Here is a 22,221-nt window from a genome sequence, read left to right as displayed (position 1 = left end):
AGACCGCCATGCGCATAGCCGATGCTCAATGGATTCCGTCCACCCAGCACCAGACCTGGGACGCACTCATGGATCCTGCTGTGCTGCAGAAATGCCTGCCGGGGTGCGTCAAAATCGAACGCCGGTCCCCGACAGAGTATGCCTTGTCTTTGCATGCCAATGTGGGCGGCGTAGAAGCCAGTTACGAAGGAGAAGTTTTGCTTTCCGAACTGAAGCCGCCGCACAGTTGCGCGCTCGCTTTCGAAGGCAAAAGCCCGACCGCTTGCCTGGCAATCGGGACGGCGCAGATCAATTTATCGGAGAAAGACGACGGCACGCGCCTGGCCTATACGGTGGCCGCCATGGCGGGCGGATCGCTGGGCAAGGTCGGCGATCCCATACTCATGAAAGCCGGCGGCAAGCTTGTAGAAAAATTCTTTGCCGCTTTCATCGATCACATGTCCAGGGTCCCGCGTATCGCGCCCCCACCACCAGTACAAGAACCCGAACGTGGCCTGGCCTCCTCACGCTGGTCGTGGCTGGCCGTGGCAGCAGTGGTAGTCGTGATTGTCGGGTATCACGCGTTGTTCAAATAGGACGGGCCCGCCCCATGCGGGCCGCCATACTCCTGTCTGGCCATTGGTAGGGCATACCAATGGCTCGAACTCGCACTCCGGCCAATATGTACTGTCGCGTTTTCGTCGAATCATCTGTGGTTCACGATTAAATCGCTGACCTGTCAATGATATCCTTGGCGGCATGACCACACCTGCGACGCCCTCTGCTGAAACCGCTGCTGAGCCTACCCGCTCCAAGCGCGATTTGCTGATGGCGATGATGGGCGTGTCGGCCACTGTCGTGTTGGCCGCCTTTGACTCCACCATTGTCAGCACGACGCTGCCGCGCGTCGCACAGGCCCTCAATGGCATGGCGTTGTACGCCTGGGTGGGGACCGGATATCTGCTCGCTACCGCGGCGTCCATTCTGATTTTCGGACGCCTGGGAGACTTATTCGGGCGCAAGCCGCTGATGCTGCTGTCTGTGGCGATTATTGCCCTGGGCTCCATCGCCTGCGGCTTGGCGCAGTCCATGCCTCAGTTGATCGTCTTCCGTACGTTGCAAGGCATAGGCGGCGGCATGATGATCGCCACGGCCTTTGCCGCGCCAGCAGATCTATTTCCCGATGCCAAAGAACGCGTACGTTGGCTGGCGCTGGTGTCGGCGGCCTTTGCCATGGCCAGCGGCATCGGACCGCTGCTCGGCGGTGCTGCCACACAGGCGTTGGGCTGGCGTGCTGCGTTCTTCATATCCCCGATCGCCGCAGTGATCGCCCTGTTCCTGCTGGCGCGCTATTTTCCACGTATCCGGCCGCTTGCGGCGCAGACGGGCGGCCAGCGCATAGATTGGGTGGGCAGCCTCTTGCTGGTCATCGCCGTCAGTGCGCCGTTAGCCGCAATGGAACTGGCCTTTGCACCCGGCGAGCATGCCCACCCTATGATCGCACTGGCTTTGGCGTTGGCAGGCGTGGCTGCCATTGCGCTGTTGATTCCCTACGAGCGGCGGGTGTCCTCGCCAATTTTCCCGTTGCGCGTCATTGCTCAACCCGAGCCGCAATTGCTGAACGTTGCCGGCCTCGCCGTCGGTGCAGTGATGTTCGTCCTGATTTTTTACAGCCCCCTGCTGCTGCAAACGGAAATGGGCTACACACCGAGCGAGGCTGGCCTGTTGTTGACACCGCTGGTGGCAGCCATTCCCATAGGCAGCATCATCAATGGACAGCTCTTTCCCAAACAGAGCGAGCCACAGCGCCTGATGGTATTTGGCGGCTGTCTGTTGGCGGTAGGCTCGCTGATGGTGCTGGCGTTTGGCAAAGACACCTCGACGATCTGGATCCTAGCCGCCTTCTTCGTCAATGGCTGTGCCTTGGGCTTTCTGCTGCCCAATCTGACTCTGTTCATGCAGATGCTCAGCGAGCGCCGCGACGTCGGCATCGCCTCCGCATTGGTACAGACTACTCGCGCCATCGGCAGCGCCGCAGGAACGGCATTGGTCGGCATTGCCATTGCCCGCAGTTCGGTCCTGCAAGGCGTGCGTATTGGCCTGGTCATCTGCGTACTGCTGGCCTTGGCTTGTGCCTATCTGGCGCATCGCGTCAAAATGAAAAACGTCCTCACCCGCGCCGCTCAACGGCGCAAAGCCTAAACTGGAAATTTGCGCCATGCGCCGTCGCGACTTGCTGGACCTGCTGCTGTTGGCGGCAGTGTGGGGCGGATCATTTCTGTTCATGCGTATCGCCGTGCCTGAGTTTGGACCTGGTCCGCTCATGGAACTGCGCGTCGGTCTGGCGGCGCTGACACTACTGCCTCTGGCCGCCCTGCGTGGCAAATTTCCCCTGATCGCACAGCGCTGGAAAGCCATTCTGGTCGTGGGCGCGTTCAATTCCGCCATTCCCTTCCTCCTGTATGCCTATGCCGCACAGTCTCTGGGCGCCGGCTTCATGTCTGTCGCCAACGCGGTCACACCCGTCTGGGGTGCCGTCATCGGCTGGCTATGGCTGAAAGACCGGCTGGCCTGGAGTCGCGCGTTTGGCTTGGCTGTGGCCGTATTGGGGATTGTTGTGCTCGTCTGGGACAAGCTGAATTTCGGCGCCGGCGGCGACGGGCCCGCGGTACTGGCCGCCGTTTCCGCCCCGCTGTTCTATGGCATCGCCGCCAACTGGACCAAACGTTTTCTCAGCGACGTCGACGCGTTGTCCAGTGCAACCGGCAGCATGATAGGGGCTTCGCTCATACTGGCGCCCCTGGCCATTGCTACCTGGCCGGCGGAGCCCGTCTCTTGGCAAGCATGGTCTGCCACCGTTGCACTCGCGATTCTCTGCACCGGATTCGCCTACATCATGTTCTTTCGCCTGATCGCCAGCGTCGGGCCGACGGGTGCGGTGAGTGTCACCTTTCTGGTGCCGGTCTTCGGCGTCCTGTGGGGCGTCTGGTTCCTGGACGAAATGTTGACCGCGCGTATCTTGATTGGCGCGGCCATCATTTTGATTGGGACAGCGCTTTCATTGGGACTGATTCGCTGGCCCGCACGGCGCACCTGACCAGAAGCGACCCTGCGCTTTCCATACGGCCAGGCATTCAGTTGCCGGGCAGAGGCCTGATCTGCAGCGAACAGGCCGCCCACGTCGTACGTCTATGTCAATTTGAAACAAGCGCGAAAAATATTGTCGTTCCGCGGCTTATTACACAAAGATTGCTAGCATTTGACGGCTCTGTCGCAAGCCGGTGTGTCGCATCGTCTCGCCAGAGCCCAGTCGTGGCCATTACAAAACAACGACATGCCCTATGGACGTCAAATCACTAGAACGATCCGGCGAAGTCGCCGCTCTGCGTAATAACGGCGAACTTTTGCTCATCGGTCCCTGGTATGTATTCGAGGGAATATCCAGATCGCTGGTCATCAACGAGCCCACGCGCCTGCGTGCGGTGCTGTATCCCCACCTGCGTAATGATGCGTCGCTGGCCAAACTGTCGGCGCTTTATCGGCGGTTGATCTGCTCTGGCTCGGTCCCTGGACATTACTCTGCCCAGCAGACTGTCGAGCAAATGATGGCGCTGATGCGGGTCGGCCAGATCTCCGCAGTCGCCCTGCCAGACTCTGCCAGCCACGATATCAACGGCAGTGTTCAGCCCGCACAACTGTCGGCCACGCTTTCCGGTCCGGTCTCTCAGTGGTCCTTGGCCGATCGCTTCAGCTACGTCCTCAATCAAAGCCTGGAGTACATGCCTGCTGCACTCAAAACGGAACTGGCTGGCCAACTCAGCGGTACGAATCTGGCAATCATTGTCGGCGGTCTCGTGATCTGGGCAGGCTCGCACGCCGTCGGCGTAGGGTTTGTCGCTGATGCGGCGCTGATTGCCATCGGCTTTGCTTTCGCAGGGTGGGCGATTTTCAGCGGTATCAAGAATCTGGCGCGATTCTTCAATTTGACCATCGACGCGTCTAGTCACAACGACCTGAACGAAGCGGCCAAGCAGTTCGCGCAAGGCGTCATGGCGATGGGTGTCGGTGCGGTCATCGCCATGCTGACCCGGGGAGCCGGCCGTCTGGCGCCACGGCGAGCGAGCGGATCAATGCCCAGACCCGGCACTGAAACCCCGCAAACCGCACGCCAAGCCGGAGCCCGGCCGGCAGAATCGGCCCCTGCTACCCATGATTCCCTACCTTGGGGGTCGTGGAACGACTATCCCAAAGTCACGCAAGGAGGCCGAACCTACGCACAAATCGGCGACCGTCTTTATTCGCAGCACGCGGTAGACCGCATGCTGCCGTCCGGGTTGGGCGCTCCTGCAGGCACGGTGGGAGCAGGCCGCAATATCTCTCCCAATATCGTCGAGCACGTCATCCGCACGGGAGATCCCACCACATCGATCGTCAACGGCGTGAGCCGCACCACTTACTGGAGTGGTAATGTTGGGGCTGTCACCGAAAATGGTGGGAACGTCATCGTCACCATTCTTCGTCGAGGAGGATAAAAATGAATACTTGGCTATACCCAGAGGCAGTCCAACGCGTAGAACAGGCTTGCGCTTCGTTCTTGTCGCAAGATGCCACTATTGAACAAGTGCAAGCGGCGCTACGCCAGTCCGAACAAGAAGTCGTAGCGCTCGATGAAAAATGGCTGCGATCTCTCCTGTTTGACGCTGAAAACAAGCTCGAGGAAATCTTGTACACAGTCTCCGACGACCAACAGGCCCAGGCTGCAAACGAAGTCATTCGCCACATTTTGCACAGCATTCAGGCGCCGCGTTCCGCTTGAGACAATCAGTATTCCCCGGAACGCCCTGTCAAGGCCACGCCGATACGTAGCATCGTGTATGACACGGCATCGACACACCGCTTCCACCAACCTCGCCGCTGATAGTCCAGAGGGCGAACAAAACGCCCTCCTTGTGCAATCGCTGTTTCCAGACGTTGTTGCAAGTCGTGGGCAAAGGCGAGGTCATCGACCACGACATTCGCCTCGCGTGCCAGCAATAAGCTGAACGGATCCAGATTTGACGAGCCCACTGTAGCCATGCCGTCAATGACCGCGACCTTGGCGTGCAAATAGCTGGGCATGTACTCATAGATTTCTATTCCGCCCGTCAACAACTGATCGTACAGCGATCGCGTCGCGTAATACTGCATGTGGTATTCGATCTTGCCTTGCAGCAGCAAACGCACCTTGACGCCTCGTGCAGCCGCACGCAGCAGTGCTTTGCGAAACTGGCGTCCAGGAAAAAAATAGGCGTTACCGATCAGGATATCGCGCTGGGCATGCTGAATGCCATACAAATAGGCTCGCTCAAATGTCTGCCGATAGCGCAAGTTGTCACGCAGCACGAGTGCGGCACGCTGATGGCCCGCCAATACCGCAGAGGGCCACGATGGCAAACCCAGTTTGATACGAGGCCAGTCGCGCGGATAGCGGCGCAGTCTGGCCCAATTCATCCGTACCCACAGCAAGTCCTGGGCATGCACCGCATACGCGACCAGAGGGCCTCGCACTCGCACTGCAAAATCAAAACGAGGCGCATTGATACCGTCATGAGGATCCAGATCGTCGTAATCATCCACCACATTGATGCCGCCGATAAAGGCTATTTCCCCGTCCACGACCGTCAGCTTGCGATGCAAACGGCGTAATCGGCTGCGTGACGGCACCAGGCGTCCATACCACGGAGGCTCTGGGCGATAAATACGGCATTGTCCGCCCGCCTCCACAATACGATCACGCATGGCTTGCGCGGTATTGGCACTGCCAAAACCGTCCAGCACGACTCGGACCTTTACACCGCGACGCGCCGCCTGCTCCAGACTATGCAGGACCTGCTCACCAGTGCGATCTGGCAGAAAGATGTACGTTTCCAGATGCACGCTGACGCGTGCCGCATCAATCGCCTGGCACAACGCCGGAAAAAAATCGGCGCCATTCTGCAACAGGTCGACGGCGTTGTGATCGGTCCAGTCCAGCCTGACGATATCGGCCTTCACGGCAGCTCGAGCTCCGCCAGCAACGGGGCGTGATCCGACAGGCGCGCCCATTGGCGGCCGCGCAGGACACGAGCGCTGCGCACCGCGAATCCGCGCTGATAAATGCGATCCAGCCTGAACCACGGAAACACGGCCGGAAAGGTGCGCGGCGGCGGTAGCGGGCAATAGGCGCCGTCCATCCCCAGTTGATTGCTGCGCTCTTGAACGGCCAGTGAATTGGGTACGCCTCTCAAGGCATTACTGAGCCGCCGTACCGAATCCCGCAAGCGAGGCAGTTCCCCGCCATGGCTGCGCGGCGCATTGGCAAAGACCTCGACGACGCCCAACTGCTGCACGAACAATGGCGCCAGACGATCGCCCCAATCGTTGAAATCCCCCGCGATCAGAATAGGATCGCCGTCGGGCACCGATCGAGCGATGCGCTCGGACAACGCCAGGACCTGTCGACTGCGGCTGCCCGCGAACAACCCGAGGTGCACCACGAAACAGTGTACGTCGCGGTCCTCGACCCGGACCCGCGCATGCAGCAATCCACGCTGCTCTAGCCGATGATCGGAGATATCCAGATTCTCGTGGTCCAGAATCTCATAGCGCGACAGTAATGCATTGCCATGATCGGTACGATCACGAATGGCATTGCAGCCATAGGCCACATTCAAGCGCAACGCTGCCGCCAATGACTCGTGCTGCGCGTCCGACATCGAACGCTGCTCATTGCGGCCCTGCACTTCTTGCAGAAACACCAGATCGGGGCGCAGCCCATACAGGCCGAGACGCAAGTCGTTCAACGACTCGCGAGCCCCGAGGGACGATCGCCCCTTGTGAATGTTGTAGCTGATAACGCGAATAAGCGACATAAACCGAATGGCGCCTTTTATGCAACGGACAAGGGCAGCCTAAGCTGCCCTTACCCTGGCTAGCGGGTGAGTGACAAACCGGCCTGACCCAGGCCCGCGCCACCCTCTGCCCGCAGATTACTTCATTTCACTTCAACATTGCGCAGGCGAATGTGCAACTCGCGCAATTGCTTCTCGTCAACCTCGGACGGCGCCTGCGTCAGCAGGCACTGTGCGCGCTGGGTCTTGGGGAAAGCGATAACATCGCGAATCGACTCGGCGCCGGTCATCATGGTCACGATACGGTCCAGGCCGAACGCGATCCCGCCGTGCGGAGGCGCGCCATATTGCAGCGCATCCAACAGGAAGCCGAACTTCTCGCGGGCCTCTTCGGCACCGATCTTCAGCGCACGGAAGACCTTGCTCTGGACTTCTTCGCGGTGAATACGAACCGAGCCGCCACCGATTTCCCAACCGTTGAGCACCATGTCATAGGCTTTGGCGAATGCCTTGCTGGGATCCGATTCCAGGAAGTCTTCGTGGCCATCTTTGGGGCTGGTGAACGGATGATGCGCAGCAGTGTAGCGGCCGTCTTCCTCGTCGTATTCGAACATCGGGAAGTCGACCACCCACAGGGGTTTCCAGCCGCTGGACGCGAGGTTGTGCTTTTTGCCGAAATCGCTGTGACCGATCTTGACGCGCAAGGCGCCGATCGCATCGTTGACGACTTTGGCACGATCGGCGCCAAAGAAAATGATATCGCCGTCTTGTGCGCCGGTGCGCTTGATCAGCTCGGCCAATGCGGCATCGTGCAGATTCTTGACGATGGGCGACTGCAGGCCATCACGGCCCTTGGCGGTTTCGTTGACCTTGATATAGGCCAGGCCCTTGGCGCCGTAAATCGCGACAAATTGCGTGTAGGCATCGATCTCGCTACGCGACAATTCACCGCCATTCGGCACACGCAAGGCCACTACGCGGCTGCCAGGTGTCGTGGCGGCGCTGGCGAATACCTTGAAATCCACATCAGCCATGATGTCCGCCACATCGGTGAACTCGAGGTTCACGCGCAGGTCGGGCTTGTCCGAACCATAGCGCTGCATGGCGTCGGTCCAGCTCATCATGGGGAACTGCTGAGGCAGCTCGACGTCTTGCACCACCTTGAAGACATGACGGATCATGTTTTCAAAGATCTCGCGGATTTCGACTTCGTTCAGGAACGAGGTTTCGCAATCGATCTGGGTGAATTCCGGCTGACGGTCTGCGCGCAGGTCCTCGTCACGGAAGCACTTGGTGATCTGATAGTAACGATCAAAGCCCGACACCATCAGCATCTGCTTGAACAGCTGCGGCGACTGAGGCAAGGCAAAGAAGTGACCGGCGTTCACACGCGAAGGCACCAGATAGTCGCGCGCGCCTTCGGGCGTGCTCTTGGTCAACATCGGGGTTTCGATGTCGATGAAACCCAACTGATCCAGGAACTTGCGCACTTCGATGGACACACGGTAACGCAGCATCAGATTGCGCTGCATCTGCGGGCGGCGCAGATCCAGCACACGATGCGTCAGGCGCGTGGTTTCAGACAGATTGTCGTCTTCGAGCTGGAACGGCGGCGTGATCGACGCGTTCAGGATCTCGACTTCTTTACACAGCACTTCGACTTCGCCCGAGGCCAGATCGGGATTGGCTGTGCCTTCGGGGCGCAGACGCACCAGACCGGTGACGCGGATGCAGAACTCGTTGCGCAGGCGTTCGGCGGTGGCAAAGGCGGCATTGTCCGGATCGAACACGATCTGGGCCAGCCCCGCGCGGTCGCGCAGGTCGATGAAGATGACCCCACCGTGGTCACGGCGGCGGTTCACCCAGCCGTACAGGGTGACAGTCTGGCCGAGATGGTCACGGCAAACCTCGCCGGTGTAGCAGGTACGCATTGCGGAATGACTCCTAGGTGCTGTGTGTCAGCGTAAAAAAGTTACGAATCGACGGCCGGAGCCGCCGGAATGGGGGTAACTGCCGCGACCGGTTGGGCCGGCGGCGCCACCACGCCCATGGATACGATGTATTTCAGGGCAGCGTCCACGCTCATTTGCAGCTCAATGACATGGTCGCGAGGCATCATCAGAAAGAATCCCGACGTAGGATTCGGCGTCGTCGGGACATAGACACTGACGTGCTCGCCCGGCAGATGGTTCGCCACCTCGCCACTAGGCACGCCCGTCAGGAACGCAATCGTCCAGGACCCGGCTCGCGGATACTGCACCAACACTGCCTGGCGAAACGCCTGGCCATTGGGTGCCAGCACCGTGTCGCTGACCTGCTTGACCGAATTGTAGATGGAACGCACGAGCGGGATGCGGCCCAATAGAGATTCCCACTGTTCGAGCAGCGTGCGGCCAAGCAGATTGGCGGCAAATATCCCCGTCAGCAGCACCACCACGATGACCAGCGCAAACCGGAAACCAGGAATATTGATGCCGAACAGGGATTGCGAAGACAAGAAGCTGGGCACAAAACCCTCGAGGGTCGCCACCAGCAAACCCAGGACCCAGACGGTAATCGCCAGGGGCACCCAGATCAGCAACCCAGTGATGAAATACTTCTTGATGATGCGCATGCCCATCTGCCCCAGAGCGATCAGGAAGCTGCCGCAGGCGCGGGGGGGGATGCGGCGGCGGCTGGCGCGGGACTGGCGTCGCTCTTGGCAGGCGCAGCCGGCGTGGCCGTGGTGCTAGTGCCGGACGTACCGCTGTCGGGCGTGGCGGCGCCACCGCTGGCGCCATTGTTACGGAAGTCGGTCACGTACCAGCCCGAGCCTTTGAGCTGAAAACCGGCCGCAGTCACCTGCTTGGTGTACGTGGACTGACCGCATTCGGGGCAAACCGACAGCGGCGCATCAGACATTTTCTGCAGGACGTCCTGGGCATGGCCGCAGGCGCTGCATTTGTAAGCATAGATAGGCATCGTTGGGTATTCCAGGCACGCCGGCGCATCAAAAACCGCCGTGTCGCCACCCGGGCAAGCAGGCGGCGGCCTGGCGGCGCCGGATCCAATACGGGAAAGTATTGAATTTTAGCGGTTTTTGCCGACGAGGCAGTGTCCTGCGGCCAACACCTGCTCCTGCGGCGTACTTGCCAGCGACAAGAACCATCTCATAGAATGAAAATAATTCTCATCCACCAAATCAAGTTTCCACTCTCGTACCGCCCGCTTGCCGCGCCTGATGAGCGTATGTGTTGCCGGGAGCCGTGACGGCAAACTGACAGAACCCTGCTGGAACCAACGTCTTGCGCGCCAACGAATCCTCGCTCCAACAGCAGGTCGCTACGCTATACACCGACCATCACGGCTGGCTGCAGGCGTGGCTGCGCCGCAAACTGGGCGATACGCACCATGCCGCCGACATGGCCCACGATACCTTTGTGCGCATCATGGCATCGCGCGATGCGCTGCTGGGCATTCAAGAGCCCCGTGCCTATCTCGTCACAACGGCCCGGCGCCTGCTGGTGGATCGCTCCCGGCGGCAGCTCATCGAACAGGCTTATCTGGCCGAATTGACGTCGCTGGCTCAAACGCTGCCCGGCTACCCATCACCGGACCAGATCCTGATGGCCGTCCAGGCATTGGAACAAATCAGTACGGCGCTCGACACACTGCCCGCCAAGGTACGGGAAGCCTTTCTGCGACACTATCTGCAAGAACAGTCTCAGACCGACATCGCCATCGCCCAGGGAGTTTCCAAACGGATGGTGCAAAAATATCTGGTGCAGGCATTGCTGCATTGCCGTACCCATTGCCCTGCCATGACCCAACCAGGCACCTGACGGCATGGCAAAGCCCGAGACAAGCGACCCTGCTCTGGGACCGCTGGCCGAACAAGCCGCTCACTGGATCGTACGGCTCACCAGCGATGACACGGCTGAGCGCGAACGCGCTCGCCACGAATTCGAAGCCTGGAAACGCGCAGACCCGCGCCATGCTGCCGAAGCTGCGGTGATGGAAACCTTGATCGGCTTGATGCAGAGCCTGCGCGCGCCTACGGCCGGTAATGGCCGCCCTGCACGCGCAGCGCTCGACGCGGTACAGGCGCGTAACGACCGCCGGCGGCGCACCAAGCGTCTGACCGTCTCGCTACTGCTCCTGCTCGTCTTGTGTGTCCCCCTCGCGCTGATGCTGTACATCGCCTCACCCACCTACCTATTGGCCGACCTGCGCACCTCCACCGGTCAATGGAAAACCCACACCATGCCCGACGGCACCCACATCACGCTCGACAGCGCCAGCGCCGTCAATTTCCACTATGACTCGCAACGCCGCGCCATTGAGCTCGTGCAAGGCAACGTCCTGGTAAGCGTCGCCAAAGACACCTCTCGACCATTCGTCATCAGTACGACTCACGGTTGCGTGCGGGCGCTGGGCACGCGTTTTGTCGTCGAACGCGATCCTGACGTTACCGTGCTCAGCATGATCGAATCGCGCACAGCAGTTCAGACCGCAGCCCAATGCGAAGGCCATGCCGATGCCGCCATCCAGATCCAGGCCGGGCAACGCGTACGCATTACAGAGCATGCCGTCAGCCCCCCCGAAACCATTGTGCCCACGCAGGTAGAGGAGGCTTGGCGGCGTCACCAGCTCATCGCCGCCGACCGGCCGCTCACCGAGATACTGGACGAACTCGCTCGCCACCGGCGCGGTTTCATCTATTACGACCGCCCGCAGATCGAGAACATCCGTGTCAGCGCAGTGCTGCCGCTGGACGCGCCAGACCAGGCCATAAAACTGCTGCAGGCCAGCTTTCCAAACCTGCGCGTGCGCACATTGACCGACTACCTGGTGCTGATCGATGCTCCGGCTCCGAATCCGTGATATCCCCCGGAGGTCTGAGCCAAGGGCAATGCGCCGGGCTCCGTATACACAAAAATGAACGGCCTTCTACAAATCGGCACGCCAATGTAATCAGTTCGAAGATTCTTTTGTTTCTGCGGTTCCACTTTTTGCGTTTCGTTCGTCATGTCTTGGACACCGAAAAATCTGCAACGCAAACCAGGAACTCGAACCATGTCCCTACCCGCCGCAACGCACCGGCACCGCGCCGCAGTGCACCGTCACGCTACATTTACGCCCGTGCACCTCAGCCTGATCGTACGCTTGGCCTTTTCCGGATCTTTGGCGCTTGGACTAGGCCTTGCCTTGCCCGCCTATGCCCAGACCGCGGCAACTGTGACATACAACATTCCCTCCGGGCCGCTGGCTGACGCGTTGAACCAATACGCACAACAGGCGGGCGTATCTCTCGCGATGGATGCGCGCCAGTTGCGGGGCCTGACATCACCCGGCCTGCGTGGCAGCCATGGCATCGAAGCGGGCTTCAATCTGCTGCTGCGCGGCAGCGGCTATGTTGCCCACAAAACCGAATCCGGCTACGTACTGCGTCCGGCACCCGCCGCCTCGCAAAACGAGGTCGCCACGCTGCCTGCCGTTACCGCCATAGCCAGCGCGCCATCGACGCAGGGCTATGTGGCGGCACGTACCATCGCCGCCACCAAAACCGACACCTCCCTGCTGGAAACGCCGCAATCGGCCTCCGTCATCACCCGCGAGGAACTGGACGACCGCAACGTGCAAACACTGCTCGAGGCCATTTCCTACACACCGGGCGTACGTACCGAGCAAAGTGGCTTCGACCCGCGCTTTGATGTCTTTACCTTGCGCGGTTTCGACGTCACCTACACCGGCATCTATCGCGACGGCCTGCGCCTGCCCGGCGCCAACATGTCGGTATTCAAAGTCGAGCCCTATAGTGTGGAGAACGTGACTGTGCTGCGTGGCCCGAGTTCGGCGCTCTATGGTCTGGGCTCTCCCGGCGGCTTGGTCGACATCACCTCAAAACGCCCGGTCGACGAACCGTTTGGCGAAGTCCAGCTCATGACGGGCAACTACCAGCGCAAACAGGGCCAGTTCGACATTGGCGGCCGCGCCGACGAAGAAGGCCAGTGGCTGTATCGACTCACCGGTGTCGTACGCGACGCGGGCTCGCCAAACACCGACGGTGGCGGCAACAACGACATTACCTCCATCGCCCCGGCGTTCACATGGCAACCCAATAGCGACACCACAGTCACCCTGTTGGGCGAATACCTGAAATCCAGGACGCCCGCTGCCCTGCCTTATTACGCGTGGGGCGGTGCCCGCTCGGACCTGCCAGGCTCCACCGGTGACTACAACCGTCAGGATCAAGAGCAATTCCGAGTCGGCTATCTGGCCGAACACCGCTTCAACGACACCTTTACCGTGCGGCAAAACCTGCGCTATGGCCAGGTCAATACCCATGTCCGCTACAACAGTCTCGGCGAAATCGACACCGAGGCCAACACCATCAGCCGCTCCACAGGCTATGTACACGACAAACTCAAATCATTTGTGGTCGACAACCAATTGCAGGCCGACTTCAAAACGGGCGATGTCGAGCACAAGCTGCTCGTGGGACTGGATTATTCCTATCTCGGCTTGGACGGCGGCATCGGCTACGGCACAGCCTCTGATCTCGATGCCTCGACACTCGAGCCACTAGGCCCCACGGAAGACCCACCGACCGACGCCTCGCGTTATCGCCAGCGTCAACGCCAGACCGGGCTCTACTTGCAAGAACAAGCCAAGTTCGACGGCTGGATCGTGACCCTCACCGGCCGTCATGACTGGAGCACCAGCATCGCGGACGACCTGATCGCCGATAGCCGGGAAAAGACCGTCGATCGCAAGTTTACGGGCCGTGCTGGCCTGACCCATGTTTTTGATAACGGCATCGCTCCCTATGTGAGCTACTCGACCTCGTTCGCACCCACTAGCGGCGTCGACGCCAACGGCCAGACCTTTGACCCCACCACCGCGCGGCAGGTCGAAGCAGGCGTGAAATACGCACCCAGCAACATGAACAGCTACGTGGCCGCGTCGATCTTCGAACTCAAACAGTCCAACGCGCTGGTCACGGATCCCAATAACCCGCTCTTTCAAGTGCAGACCGGCAAGGTGCGCAGCCGCGGTATCGAGCTGGAAGGCATGCTCGACCTGGCCCAGGGACTGAAGGTCCACGGTGCCTATACCTACCTGATGGCTGTCAATATGTCCGGCTCACCGGAGACCGACGGCCGCACGCTTTCCGGCACGCCGCGGCACACGTTCTCGCTGTGGACCGACTACACATTTCAATCAGACACGGCACTGGCTGGTCTGGACGTCGGTTTCGGCCTGCGTTATGTCGGCACCAGCTGGGGCAATGCGACCAATACATTCCAGAACTCAGCGCATTTGCTGGCCGACGCCAAGATCGGATATGACCTGGGACGCCTATCACCGTCGCTCAAAGGCTGGAGCGCGCAGGTCAATGCCTTGAATCTCTTTAACAGGGACTACACGACCTGCGACGCGGGCTATTGCTACGAAGGCGCTCCGCGCATGGTCACGGCCAGCCTGAAATATCGTTGGTAGCGGGACTATCGATCGCGGACCGGGATACTATCGCCCCAGCGGCAACAAGAACATCCCGGCCGCCACCAGCGTAGGCACCAGCGCAGACAAGAACAGCTTGCCTGCGGAGATTGCTTCGTCAGGGAAAAAGGGCCGCAAAATCGCGTAACCCGCAGGATTGGGCGCATTAGCAATCACCGTCAATCCGCCTCCAGTCACCGCACCGGCTACCAACATGTAATGCCATGCCGGGCTCGATCCCTCGACCAGCGAACCCAGGTAGGTCAGCGCGGCGTTGTCTGTGATCGCCGTTAGCGCGGTCGCGCCCCAGAACAATACAGTAGGTTCCAAGCCGCCCAGCAAATCCTGCAGCCACCATTTCTGCAGGCCACCCAAGACCACCAACCCCGCCAGGAAAAAACCGACCATCAGCCCCTCGCGGATCAGCAAACGATCTTGATGACGCCGATAGGCATGGGAAAAACCGATGAACAGCATCATCAAACCCAAAAAGACGGCCGGATGATGCGCCGTCATCACAATCCCCACCAGGCATGCCAAGTGAATCAGAATGATCAACAGAGGCACAGGAGCGCGGCGGGGGGGCTCGTCTTCCGCAGCATTGACCCCATTGCCCGTTCCGATACGATGATCGATCAAGGCACTACGGCAGATCCACGTCAGAACCCCAGCATTGATGAACACGGCAATCGCAGCACGCCAGCCGAAATGCATCGCCATAAAGGCCGAATCCCATCCAAACGTGGAAGCCACCATCAAGACCGGTGGCGCAGCATAAGCCGTCAATACCCCGCCAATCGACACGTTGACAAACAACACGCCCAGCGTCAGATATTTAAAACGCGTATGTCCCGATCGGCAGAAATAAGCATCACGCAGCAGAATTGCCGCCAGTGTCATCGCCGCCGGCTCAGTGATGAACGAACCTCCCAGCGGCACCACCGACATCACAACGAAAAACGTCGCGACCTCGCGTTGCACCGGCAAACAACGCGCCAGACCTCGCACGACCAGGCCCACCAATTCCAGGATCGGCCGGCTCGCTGCCACCACCATGATCACGAACACGAAAAGCGGTTCGGTGAAGTTGCGCGTATCCACGTAATGAATGGCAGCTTCGCTCCCGCTAAGCAGCGCCATGCAAACGATCAACACAAAAGCCCAGACGCCGAATACGGCCTCCACCTCGGACAGCAAATGCCACACCCCCGCATGCGGTCCATTGCGATGCGCCAGGCGCGCAAAGATCGGCACCGAAAAGGTGTGGATAACCGCCACCGCAAACAAGATAGTGGCGACAAGCTCAATAGTGTCTGGCATAGGAGAAACCCTGAAACATAGCAGTGCACCCCCACATCGATCGCAGCGTGCGGGAAAACTCAGGGACTATAACTCAGCGATTTGTACAGCACGTGCCCACGGACTAAGCATTTGCCCTACCCGCGCGCATCGCGTCCAGACGATAGATCTATGCCCCTCTGAACAGGGGGGTTGGGGCACAACGGACCAGTCATGCAGGCAGATCACGCGCCAGCTTTCGCGCTGGCGTGGAGAAAATGCGCGCCTCTCTCGGCGATCATGACCGTGGGCGAATTGGTATTGCCCGACGTGATGGTCGGCATCACCGACGCATCGATGACACGCAACCCTTGCAAGCCATGAACACGCAATTCAGGGTCCACCACCGCCAAGGGGTCCACGCCCATTTTGCAGGTTCCCACCGGATGAAAAATCGTGGTGCCGATTTCACCGGCGGCACGCGCCAAATCCTCATCCGTCTGCAATGCGTTACCCGGTTTGTATTCCTCTGGGGCGTAACACGCCAGCGCCTGCTGCGACACAATACGGCGCGTCAGTCGAATACTGTCGGCCGCCACTCGCCGGTCGGCCTCGGTCGATAAATAATTGCACAGGATCTCAGGTGCATCATCCGCCTGCGGGCTCGTGATCCGCACATGGCCACGGCTGGTGGGCCGCAGATTGCAGACCGAGGCCGTAAAGGCCGGAAAAGCATGCAAAGGCTCGCCGAATTTTTCCAGCGACAACGGCTGCACGTGGTACTGCACATTGGCGCGTTCTTGTTCAGGACCGGATCGCGCGAATGCTCCCAGTTGCGACGGCGCCATACTGAGCGGCCCGCGTCGTCCAAAGGCATACTGCGCCCCCATCAACGCCTTGCCCCATAACGATCCCACCATGGCATTCAAGGTTTTGGCGCCCGTGACGCGGTAGATCATGCGCAACTGCAGATGGTCTTGCAGGTTTTCACCTACCCCCGGCAAATCATGCAGCACCGGTATACCGCGGGCCTGCAACTGCGCCGCCGGCCCGACGCCGGACACCTGCAGCAATTGCGGCGACCCTATCGCTCCCGCAGCCAGGATGACCTCCGCTCGCGCACGCGCCACTTGTTCGCTGCCGTCTCCCAGGCGAAACGCCACACCCTCGGCGCGCCGATTCTGGAACACGATGCGCGACACGCGCGCGCCTGTCATGACGTGCAAATTAGATCGCTTGGCCACCGGCCTGAGAAAAGCCCTGGCCGCGCTCCAGCGCATGCCGCGACGCTGATTGACTTCGAAATAATCGCAGCCCTCGTTGTCGCCCCGGTTGAAATCCGACACCGGCGCAATCCCAGCCTGGGCTGCCGCGGCACGAAAGGCATCGAGCAAATCCCACGACAAGCGCTGACGCTCGACACGCCATTCACCGCCTGCACCATGATAGTCCGACGCCCCCGCGTGATGGTCCTCGCTGCGCTTGAAAAACGGCAGCACCTCATCCCATCCCCATCCGGCATTGCCCAACGCCGCCCAACCGTCATAGTCCGCGCGCTGGCCGCGCATATAAATCATGCCGTTGATGGAAGAACTGCCGCCCAGCACGCGGCCGCGCGGATAGCCGAGGCTGCGTCCGTTCAATCCCGGATCGGGATGCGTGCGATAGCACCAATCGGTGCGCGGATTTCCGATGCAATACAGATAGCCGACCGGGATATGGATCCAATGCCAGTTATCGCGCCCACCGGCCTCCAGCAGCAACACCCGCTTGTCCGGATCGGACGACAAACGATTGGCCAGCAAACACCCTGCCGACCCTGCGCCCACCACGATGTAATCAAACACCAGATCGGTACTGCCCGTCTCGGCCGCCATGGGTTGTGTCTCCGTTAGCTCGTCCAGGTTTCCTTCAGTATGCCAGCATAGCGGCTCTCATGCTGCTTGCGATGCTGGTGAATCAGCGGCCTCGGCCTCGCTTTTCGCATGCATCAACAGACTATGCAACATCTCGGTCGACAAACCATGCAGCACCAATCGGTATCCCGCACGCAGGGTCGACAACGGCACCAGCGGATGCTTGTTGTTCACCAAAATCAAATGCTGCGGCGCGCCCAGAATCTGCGCGGCATAAATGCCGACCGTTTCGTCCAACTGCAAGGAATTAGCCGCGCGCCAAAAATCATTGTCGGTCAACATCAACTGATATAGCGGCGTGAACAACTCGATCGCACTTTGCAGATCCAGCAAATTCCGTTTGCGCTGCGGCATATCTTCCAGCCGCAACCCGGGATCGCGAATCATCGAAAAATCCACTTTCTCGGGCGCATGCATTTCCACGCCCGCCTCGCGCAGCGCGCCATTCAACCGGATCACAAAGTTGAACAAGTTCAGATCATGCTTGACGAACAACTCGTCCTTCAGATCTGCAATACCCATGGGCTCCAGCGGCGTGGTCGACACCTGCACCGGCGCATTGCGCGCGATGAACGACAAGACCTGCGCGCCCAGATGAAAATGCCGCAGGATCAGCCAATTGGCCTCGGGCGACACAAAGTGTTCCAGCCCCCACGCCAAAATCCGATGCAGCAATTTCGAATGCGACCACTTGCGCGGCAGGAACGTCTTGACGACTTGAATCAGGATGATGAACGCCCGCGCCAAGGGCCGCAAAAACGGCAGCAAATACTGGCGCGATCCACAACTGGAATCTGCGAGCCATGCCTCTTTCACAGCATCGGGCAAAGGCGTGCTGCGATCCAGATAGAGCGCCAGCCACGGACTGGGATCTGCCGGATCGTGTTCGCGTGTCAAAAACTCAGGGGTGCGGGAACTCATGATTGTTCGGCCTCCATCACGTGATGGAATTGCATCAAGTAGAGCGCCGCTGTGCGGCGTGCCGTATCCACGATACGACGCTCTGCCTGGCCGCGATCGTCGGCGTCCAGCGCCAACTCCACCGCCATCAACCAACGCGCCAGATGGTTCTCGTCATTGTGCCCGTGATACTCCAGGAAGCGGAATCGATCCGGCGGCAAATCCAGGCTCGCCTTCAAGAGCGGCAACAATGCCGGCACTATGCGTTGGCCTGTACCTTCGATGATATAGATGGCGCCCAGCAATCCAATCGGATCCTTCGTCGCGGCCAAGGCATGCAGATAGGCATTCAAGGCCTCGCCGCCGGGATTACGGCGCAACGCATCGATGTCCGCAATGGTGCCGCCCGCGTTTCGATAATCCTGGAACAGAATCTGGAAATCATTCTGTTCCTCGCCGGCATGTACGCCAATCAAATCCGCCAGGGTCTGATACGTATCAGTGAGCGACGCCGCGCCCTCGCGCATCCACTTGCTGCCTTCGCGCACCTGAGGGATCCACTGTTCCATCCAATTCAAATAATCCGCCGTCACGAAACGGCGCTCGCGCAAACGCCGCACGACAGGCGTGCGCCAGACGCGGGAACGGTAATCGTGCCAGATCGAGGCCAGCTCCGTCAGCAGCGGCCCCAGCCCCTGTGGCGCTTGCTCGGGATCATGCGGCGGCGCAATCGTATCGGCATCATCGCTATGCACCGATGCGCTCACGGGCGCACCCGGCCGCACCGTCGCGGCGGCCTGACCCGTAGCGGACGACGAGGCCGATAACGGCGCGTCGACAGCCTCGGCCTCGAACAACATATATGCCGTCATGAACCGCCCAGACTCCGGGATGTAGCAAAAGACTTGCTGTCCGGGCGTGAGGGTATGCGTTTCGAGGAACTCCGCCAGCATGATCAGAATCGACGCAGCGCCGGTATTCCCACGCCAGGCCAGGTTGCTGAACCATCGCTCGTGAGGGATCTCCAGCCCGGCCTTTTCCATGAGATCGGCCACGACCGGAATGAATTTCTCTGACGAGTAGTGACACAGGAAATGGTCTACCCGTTCAGGATTCACCCAGCCGTCACGCACCAGGCTCACATATTCATGAATGCCTATATCAAACAGATGCGGCAACAGGCGGATATCCTGACGCAGCGACAATGCACCAGCTGCCTCGGCCTCGGTCCACGACGCGTAGTCCAAATGCCCCTGCCCGCCCTCGGCGGGCAGGCCCAGTTGCATGCATACCGGATAGTCGCCGGAAAACGCGCGTTGATGGATCCACTTCAACCGCAGTCGCACCCCCGACGACGATCCCGGCAACGCAGCGCCGCTATTGCCCAGCAGCAGCGCGCCCGCCCCATCCGACAGCATCCAGCGCAGAAAATGCGAATCAAAGTCTGCGTCATAACCTCGCGCGGCAAAACGCGAGCGCTTGAACAATCTCGAGGGCATCTCGCTGGCGACCGCTAACGCACGATGATGCGCGCCTAGCTCAATCCCTTGCGCCGCCGCTTGAATCGCCGACACCCCCGCCGCGCAAATGCCATGCACCGACAAGGTCTCCATCGGCGGCGCCGCCAACTCGCCTTGGATCATATTGGCAAAGCCCGGCATCAAGGCATCGCCGCCCGACGAACCGCAGGTGAGCAACGACACCTCGTTCAGCGTACGATCCTGCCGGCGCAGACAATCGCCGATAGCCTGCGCAGCTTGCGCAGCATTCGTCCAACGTGTATTGCCCGTCTCGTCGATCGAGTAATACCGTTGCTTGATACCGTTTTCAGCCAGAATGCGCTGCTTGATACGGCCCGATATGCGGTTCAGCGGCGCAATATAGCGATCCATATCCTCATTGTTCACGGGCTCGCCCGGCATGAAATAGCCGGCACTTTCCAGATACACGCGGTCAAAGGAAACAGGCATGAGAAGGAACGCTCCTACTAGGTAATATGTTCCGGCCGCATCAATGAGCGACTACGGCAGCGCGGCCAGATCAGCGCCAACACAAACACCCGCCACATATACGGGACCAGGCCGCGTTCGATCAGCATGGGATCGACGCGATGGCGATAATGTTGAACATGCAAACGCGTCAGCTCGGACCAATGCGCGCGGCCGTGCTCGTGGTGCGCGGTATGCAATCCGATGTTGAACAGCAAGGGATTGACCCAGCCCTCGAAATTGCGCGCATAGCTCAACCGCGCACGGCGCTCGGGCCCGCCGTCAGTATGGGCGTGCTGCAGATAGTTCGTCGCCAACAGCCAATGCAGGCCATGCAGCTGCGGCACGATCACGAACACCAAAGCCTTGGACGGATTTACCGCCAACAACCCACCCCATAAACTCAGCCATGCGGCATACTGCCAAAGACAATAGCGCAGCGTCCCCGGCCAGTATCGGCGCAACCGCGCCAACCAGCGCCAGAACAAGGGATACAAACTCCACACTGCTTGAAACGGGTGCAGTAAATACCCCGCGAGATGATTCGTATCGCCACCGTAGCGATAGGTCCGCGCCAAGTCACGCGGCCCATGTTGATAGCGATGATGATTGCCCGCATGGGCCGGAAAAAACACAAACGTGGGATGGCCCTGCAATAAGGTCAGCACCATATCCGTCGCTCGGTTCGCGCCACGATGACGCCACATGCGCAAGTGCGTGTGGTTGTGATGCACGACACCGATGCCCAATGTCAAAAACAACATCAACCCATACAGCAGCCAATTCAGTCCGTAGACCCACTGCCACGCCATCAATGCCGGCAAAGCGGCCATATAAGCCAGGCTTTGCACGTCACGCCAATGACGCAGCATGGGCAGCCTGTGCGGCCCTCTCGCGCGCGCCATGGCGCTAGCTCCGACGCTCAACCGCGCCTCGCCGGTTAGCCGCGGCCAATTGCGCTGAGGCTGCATCTGCCGTTAACCGCGTGCGGAATAAACGGTCCATGAACGTGAACTGGAATCCATAGTTGCCGTTGTAGCAAGCGTGGTGCAGGTGATGCCGGCGGCTGGCGGCAAACCAGTGCGCATAGGACACGCGTGGAAAAAAATCATAGTTGGCATGCCCCACGCAGTTGAAAAACAGACTGAACAGAGGCACCGAAAACAGCGACCAGAAACTGAAATCGTGCAGCACCATGGGCAACAAGATCACATTGCCCAACATCAGGGCCTCGATGGGATGAAAGCTGTACGTCGAAAATGGCGTCGTCACCACCGAGCGATGGTGCGGCAGATGAAATCGGCGCAGCCACCGCGTGTGCAGCAAACGGTGGTTGATCCAGAAATGCACGTCGTTCCAGGCCACCAATACCAGGATCTCTACGACGATCTGCGTGGCACTCGCATCGGGATTGAGATGCGCCCATCCGAGCTGCAAGAAGCCCCAGGGAAAGACCATGCCCAGCCCAAAGATCAGGACGGACACCCCCGATTGTGTCAACTCGCGACGCAGCTGACCGGGCGCCAATGGACGCGGGTCCAGCACTCCGCCAATACCCAACGCCGGCAAGACATAACGAGTCAGCAGCCAGGTCGCCGTGCCGAACAACAAGTAGATACCGCCGAAAAACAGCAGGCCGGCCATCATGACCTGCCACGCCGACAGCGACTCAAAAGTATGCGCCATGGAACTCCATAGCCCACTGCGGAGCTATTCAGGATGGCCGCATCATAGCAATATGGCAGAAATATGTACGCCTTGGCATTGCCCGCCGTTCAGAGGATGCTGCCAAGCGATGTGCGGCATACT

19 protein-coding genes are annotated in these 22,221 nt (G+C 59.9%); 8 read left to right on the top strand and 11 right to left on the bottom strand.

The window, feature by feature from the left end; translation table 11 throughout:
• Positions 1-8 precede the first annotated feature (8 nt).
• The 5 genes from ACNA0J_RS20625 to ACNA0J_RS20605 all read left to right on the top strand — a co-directional run bounded on the left by ACNA0J_RS20625 (position 9) and on the right by ACNA0J_RS20605 (position 4,795).
• A complete protein-coding gene (locus ACNA0J_RS20625; protein WP_415820741.1) occupies positions 9-575 on the top strand; it encodes a CoxG family protein in 567 nt (188 codons plus the stop codon).
• A 163-nt stretch (positions 576-738) separates the two neighbouring features.
• Positions 739-2,181, top strand: coding sequence for an MFS transporter (locus ACNA0J_RS20620; protein ID WP_415820740.1), 1,443 nt, complete (start codon positions 739-741; stop codon positions 2,179-2,181).
• A 16-nt stretch (positions 2,182-2,197) separates the two neighbouring features.
• Positions 2,198-3,076, top strand: a complete 879-nt coding sequence (locus ACNA0J_RS20615) for a DMT family transporter (RefSeq protein WP_415820739.1) — start codon at positions 2,198-2,200, stop codon at positions 3,074-3,076.
• A gap of 244 nt (positions 3,077-3,320) precedes the next feature.
• Positions 3,321-4,511: a hypothetical protein gene (locus ACNA0J_RS20610; protein WP_415820738.1), complete on the top strand. Its 1,191-nt coding sequence runs from the start codon at positions 3,321-3,323 to the stop codon at positions 4,509-4,511.
• A gap of 2 nt (positions 4,512-4,513) precedes the next feature.
• Positions 4,514-4,795, top strand: coding sequence for a hypothetical protein (locus tag ACNA0J_RS20605; RefSeq protein WP_415820737.1), 282 nt, complete (start codon positions 4,514-4,516; stop codon positions 4,793-4,795).
• Positions 4,796-4,800: 5 nt separating this feature from the next.
• On the opposite strand, the gene clsB is transcribed toward ACNA0J_RS20605, so the two are convergent.
• From clsB to ACNA0J_RS20580, 5 genes are all read right to left on the bottom strand, one after another.
• Positions 4,801-6,012: a cardiolipin synthase ClsB gene (gene clsB / locus ACNA0J_RS20600; RefSeq protein WP_415820736.1), complete on the bottom strand. Its 1,212-nt coding sequence runs from the start codon at positions 6,010-6,012 to the stop codon at positions 4,801-4,803.
• The gene (locus ACNA0J_RS20595; protein WP_415820735.1) at positions 6,009-6,869 is read right to left on the bottom strand and encodes an endonuclease/exonuclease/phosphatase family protein; all 861 of its coding nucleotides are present in this window, start codon (positions 6,867-6,869) and stop codon (positions 6,009-6,011) included. Before ACNA0J_RS20595 ends, clsB begins: the two co-directional genes overlap by 4 nt.
• A gap of 122 nt (positions 6,870-6,991) precedes the next feature.
• On the bottom strand, positions 6,992-8,779 hold the full coding sequence (gene aspS, locus ACNA0J_RS20590) for an aspartate--tRNA ligase (RefSeq protein WP_415820734.1): 1,788 nt from the start codon (positions 8,777-8,779) through the stop codon (positions 6,992-6,994).
• 41 nt (positions 8,780-8,820) lie between these two features.
• Positions 8,821-9,462: a DUF502 domain-containing protein gene (locus ACNA0J_RS20585; RefSeq protein ID WP_415820733.1), complete on the bottom strand. Its 642-nt coding sequence runs from the start codon at positions 9,460-9,462 to the stop codon at positions 8,821-8,823.
• A 20-nt stretch (positions 9,463-9,482) separates the two neighbouring features.
• A complete protein-coding gene (locus ACNA0J_RS20580; RefSeq protein WP_415820732.1) occupies positions 9,483-9,809 on the bottom strand; it encodes an FmdB family zinc ribbon protein in 327 nt (108 codons plus the stop codon).
• Positions 9,810-10,132: 323 nt separating this feature from the next.
• Here ACNA0J_RS20580 and ACNA0J_RS20575 point away from each other — a divergent pair, with 323 nt between their 5' ends.
• The 3 genes from ACNA0J_RS20575 (at position 10,133) to ACNA0J_RS20565 (ending at position 14,330) form a co-directional block, all read left to right on the top strand.
• Positions 10,133-10,669, top strand: coding sequence for a sigma-70 family RNA polymerase sigma factor (locus ACNA0J_RS20575; protein WP_415820731.1), 537 nt, complete (start codon positions 10,133-10,135; stop codon positions 10,667-10,669).
• Positions 10,670-10,673: 4 nt separating this feature from the next.
• Positions 10,674-11,711 carry a FecR family protein gene (locus ACNA0J_RS20570; RefSeq protein ID WP_415820730.1) on the top strand — a complete coding sequence of 346 codons (1,038 nt, stop codon included), beginning with the start codon at positions 10,674-10,676 and terminating at the stop codon, positions 11,709-11,711.
• A gap of 192 nt (positions 11,712-11,903) precedes the next feature.
• A complete protein-coding gene (locus ACNA0J_RS20565; RefSeq protein WP_415820729.1) occupies positions 11,904-14,330 on the top strand; it encodes a TonB-dependent siderophore receptor in 2,427 nt (808 codons plus the stop codon).
• A 27-nt stretch (positions 14,331-14,357) separates the two neighbouring features.
• On the opposite strand, the gene ACNA0J_RS20560 is transcribed toward ACNA0J_RS20565, so the two are convergent.
• From ACNA0J_RS20560 to ACNA0J_RS20535, 6 genes are all read right to left on the bottom strand, one after another.
• Positions 14,358-15,650 (bottom strand): putative Na+/H+ antiporter, encoded by a 1,293-nt coding sequence (locus ACNA0J_RS20560; RefSeq protein ID WP_415820728.1) that lies wholly within the window; start codon positions 15,648-15,650, stop codon positions 14,358-14,360.
• Between the two features lie 203 nt (positions 15,651-15,853).
• Entirely contained in the window at positions 15,854-17,485 is a 1,632-nt protein-coding gene (locus ACNA0J_RS20555; protein ID WP_415820727.1) for a GMC family oxidoreductase, read from the bottom strand.
• Between the two features lie 57 nt (positions 17,486-17,542).
• The gene (locus tag ACNA0J_RS20550; protein WP_415820726.1) at positions 17,543-18,445 is read right to left on the bottom strand and encodes a DUF6999 family protein; all 903 of its coding nucleotides are present in this window, start codon (positions 18,443-18,445) and stop codon (positions 17,543-17,545) included.
• A complete protein-coding gene (locus ACNA0J_RS20545) occupies positions 18,442-20,394 on the bottom strand; it encodes a 3-oxoacyl-[acyl-carrier-protein] synthase III C-terminal domain-containing protein (protein WP_415820725.1) in 1,953 nt (650 codons plus the stop codon). The genes ACNA0J_RS20550 and ACNA0J_RS20545 overlap by 4 nt, the downstream gene beginning before the upstream one ends.
• 17 nt (positions 20,395-20,411) lie before the next feature.
• Positions 20,412-21,317 (bottom strand): fatty acid desaturase, encoded by a 906-nt coding sequence (locus ACNA0J_RS20540; RefSeq protein WP_415820724.1) that lies wholly within the window; start codon positions 21,315-21,317, stop codon positions 20,412-20,414.
• A gap of 4 nt (positions 21,318-21,321) precedes the next feature.
• Complete coding sequence (locus tag ACNA0J_RS20535; RefSeq protein ID WP_415820723.1) at positions 21,322-22,098, bottom strand: sterol desaturase family protein; 777 nt, start codon at positions 22,096-22,098, stop codon at positions 21,322-21,324.
• Positions 22,099-22,221 lie beyond the last annotated feature (123 nt).

This window comes from Bordetella tumbae (assembly GCF_965139195.1).
GTDB classification, from domain to species: domain Bacteria; phylum Pseudomonadota; class Gammaproteobacteria; order Burkholderiales; family Burkholderiaceae_B; genus Bordetella_A; species Bordetella_A tumbae.
This window is presented reverse-complemented; position numbering and strand designations above follow the sequence as displayed.

Bases quoted from the DNA above. Each gene is read 5' to 3' on its own strand.
- ACNA0J_RS20625 (WP_415820741.1), top strand. From the start codon at position 9: ATGCGCATAGCCGATGCTCAATGGATTCCGTCCACCCAGCACCAGACC.
- ACNA0J_RS20620 (WP_415820740.1), top strand. From the start codon at position 739: ATGACCACACCTGCGACGCCCTCTGCTGAAACCGCTGCTGAGCCTACC.
- ACNA0J_RS20615 (WP_415820739.1), top strand. From the start codon at position 2,198: ATGCGCCGTCGCGACTTGCTGGACCTGCTGCTGTTGGCGGCAGTGTGG.
- ACNA0J_RS20610 (WP_415820738.1), top strand. From the start codon at position 3,321: ATGGACGTCAAATCACTAGAACGATCCGGCGAAGTCGCCGCTCTGCGT.
- ACNA0J_RS20605 (WP_415820737.1), top strand. From the start codon at position 4,514: ATGAATACTTGGCTATACCCAGAGGCAGTCCAACGCGTAGAACAGGCT.
- ACNA0J_RS20595 (WP_415820735.1), bottom strand. From the start codon at position 6,869: ATGTCGCTTATTCGCGTTATCAGCTACAACATTCACAAGGGGCGATCG.
- aspS (WP_415820734.1), bottom strand. From the start codon at position 8,779: ATGCGTACCTGCTACACCGGCGAGGTTTGCCGTGACCATCTCGGCCAG.
- ACNA0J_RS20585 (WP_415820733.1), bottom strand. From the start codon at position 9,462: ATGCGCATCATCAAGAAGTATTTCATCACTGGGTTGCTGATCTGGGTG.
- ACNA0J_RS20580 (WP_415820732.1), bottom strand. From the start codon at position 9,809: ATGCCTATCTATGCTTACAAATGCAGCGCCTGCGGCCATGCCCAGGAC.
- ACNA0J_RS20570 (WP_415820730.1), top strand. From the start codon at position 10,674: ATGGCAAAGCCCGAGACAAGCGACCCTGCTCTGGGACCGCTGGCCGAA.
- ACNA0J_RS20565 (WP_415820729.1), top strand. From the start codon at position 11,904: ATGTCCCTACCCGCCGCAACGCACCGGCACCGCGCCGCAGTGCACCGT.
- ACNA0J_RS20560 (WP_415820728.1), bottom strand. From the start codon at position 15,650: ATGCCAGACACTATTGAGCTTGTCGCCACTATCTTGTTTGCGGTGGCG.
- ACNA0J_RS20555 (WP_415820727.1), bottom strand. From the start codon at position 17,485: ATGGCGGCCGAGACGGGCAGTACCGATCTGGTGTTTGATTACATCGTG.
- ACNA0J_RS20550 (WP_415820726.1), bottom strand. From the start codon at position 18,445: ATGAGTTCCCGCACCCCTGAGTTTTTGACACGCGAACACGATCCGGCA.
- ACNA0J_RS20545 (WP_415820725.1), bottom strand. From the start codon at position 20,394: ATGCCTGTTTCCTTTGACCGCGTGTATCTGGAAAGTGCCGGCTATTTC.
- ACNA0J_RS20540 (WP_415820724.1), bottom strand. From the start codon at position 21,317: ATGGCGCGCGCGAGAGGGCCGCACAGGCTGCCCATGCTGCGTCATTGG.
- ACNA0J_RS20535 (WP_415820723.1), bottom strand. From the start codon at position 22,098: ATGGCGCATACTTTTGAGTCGCTGTCGGCGTGGCAGGTCATGATGGCC.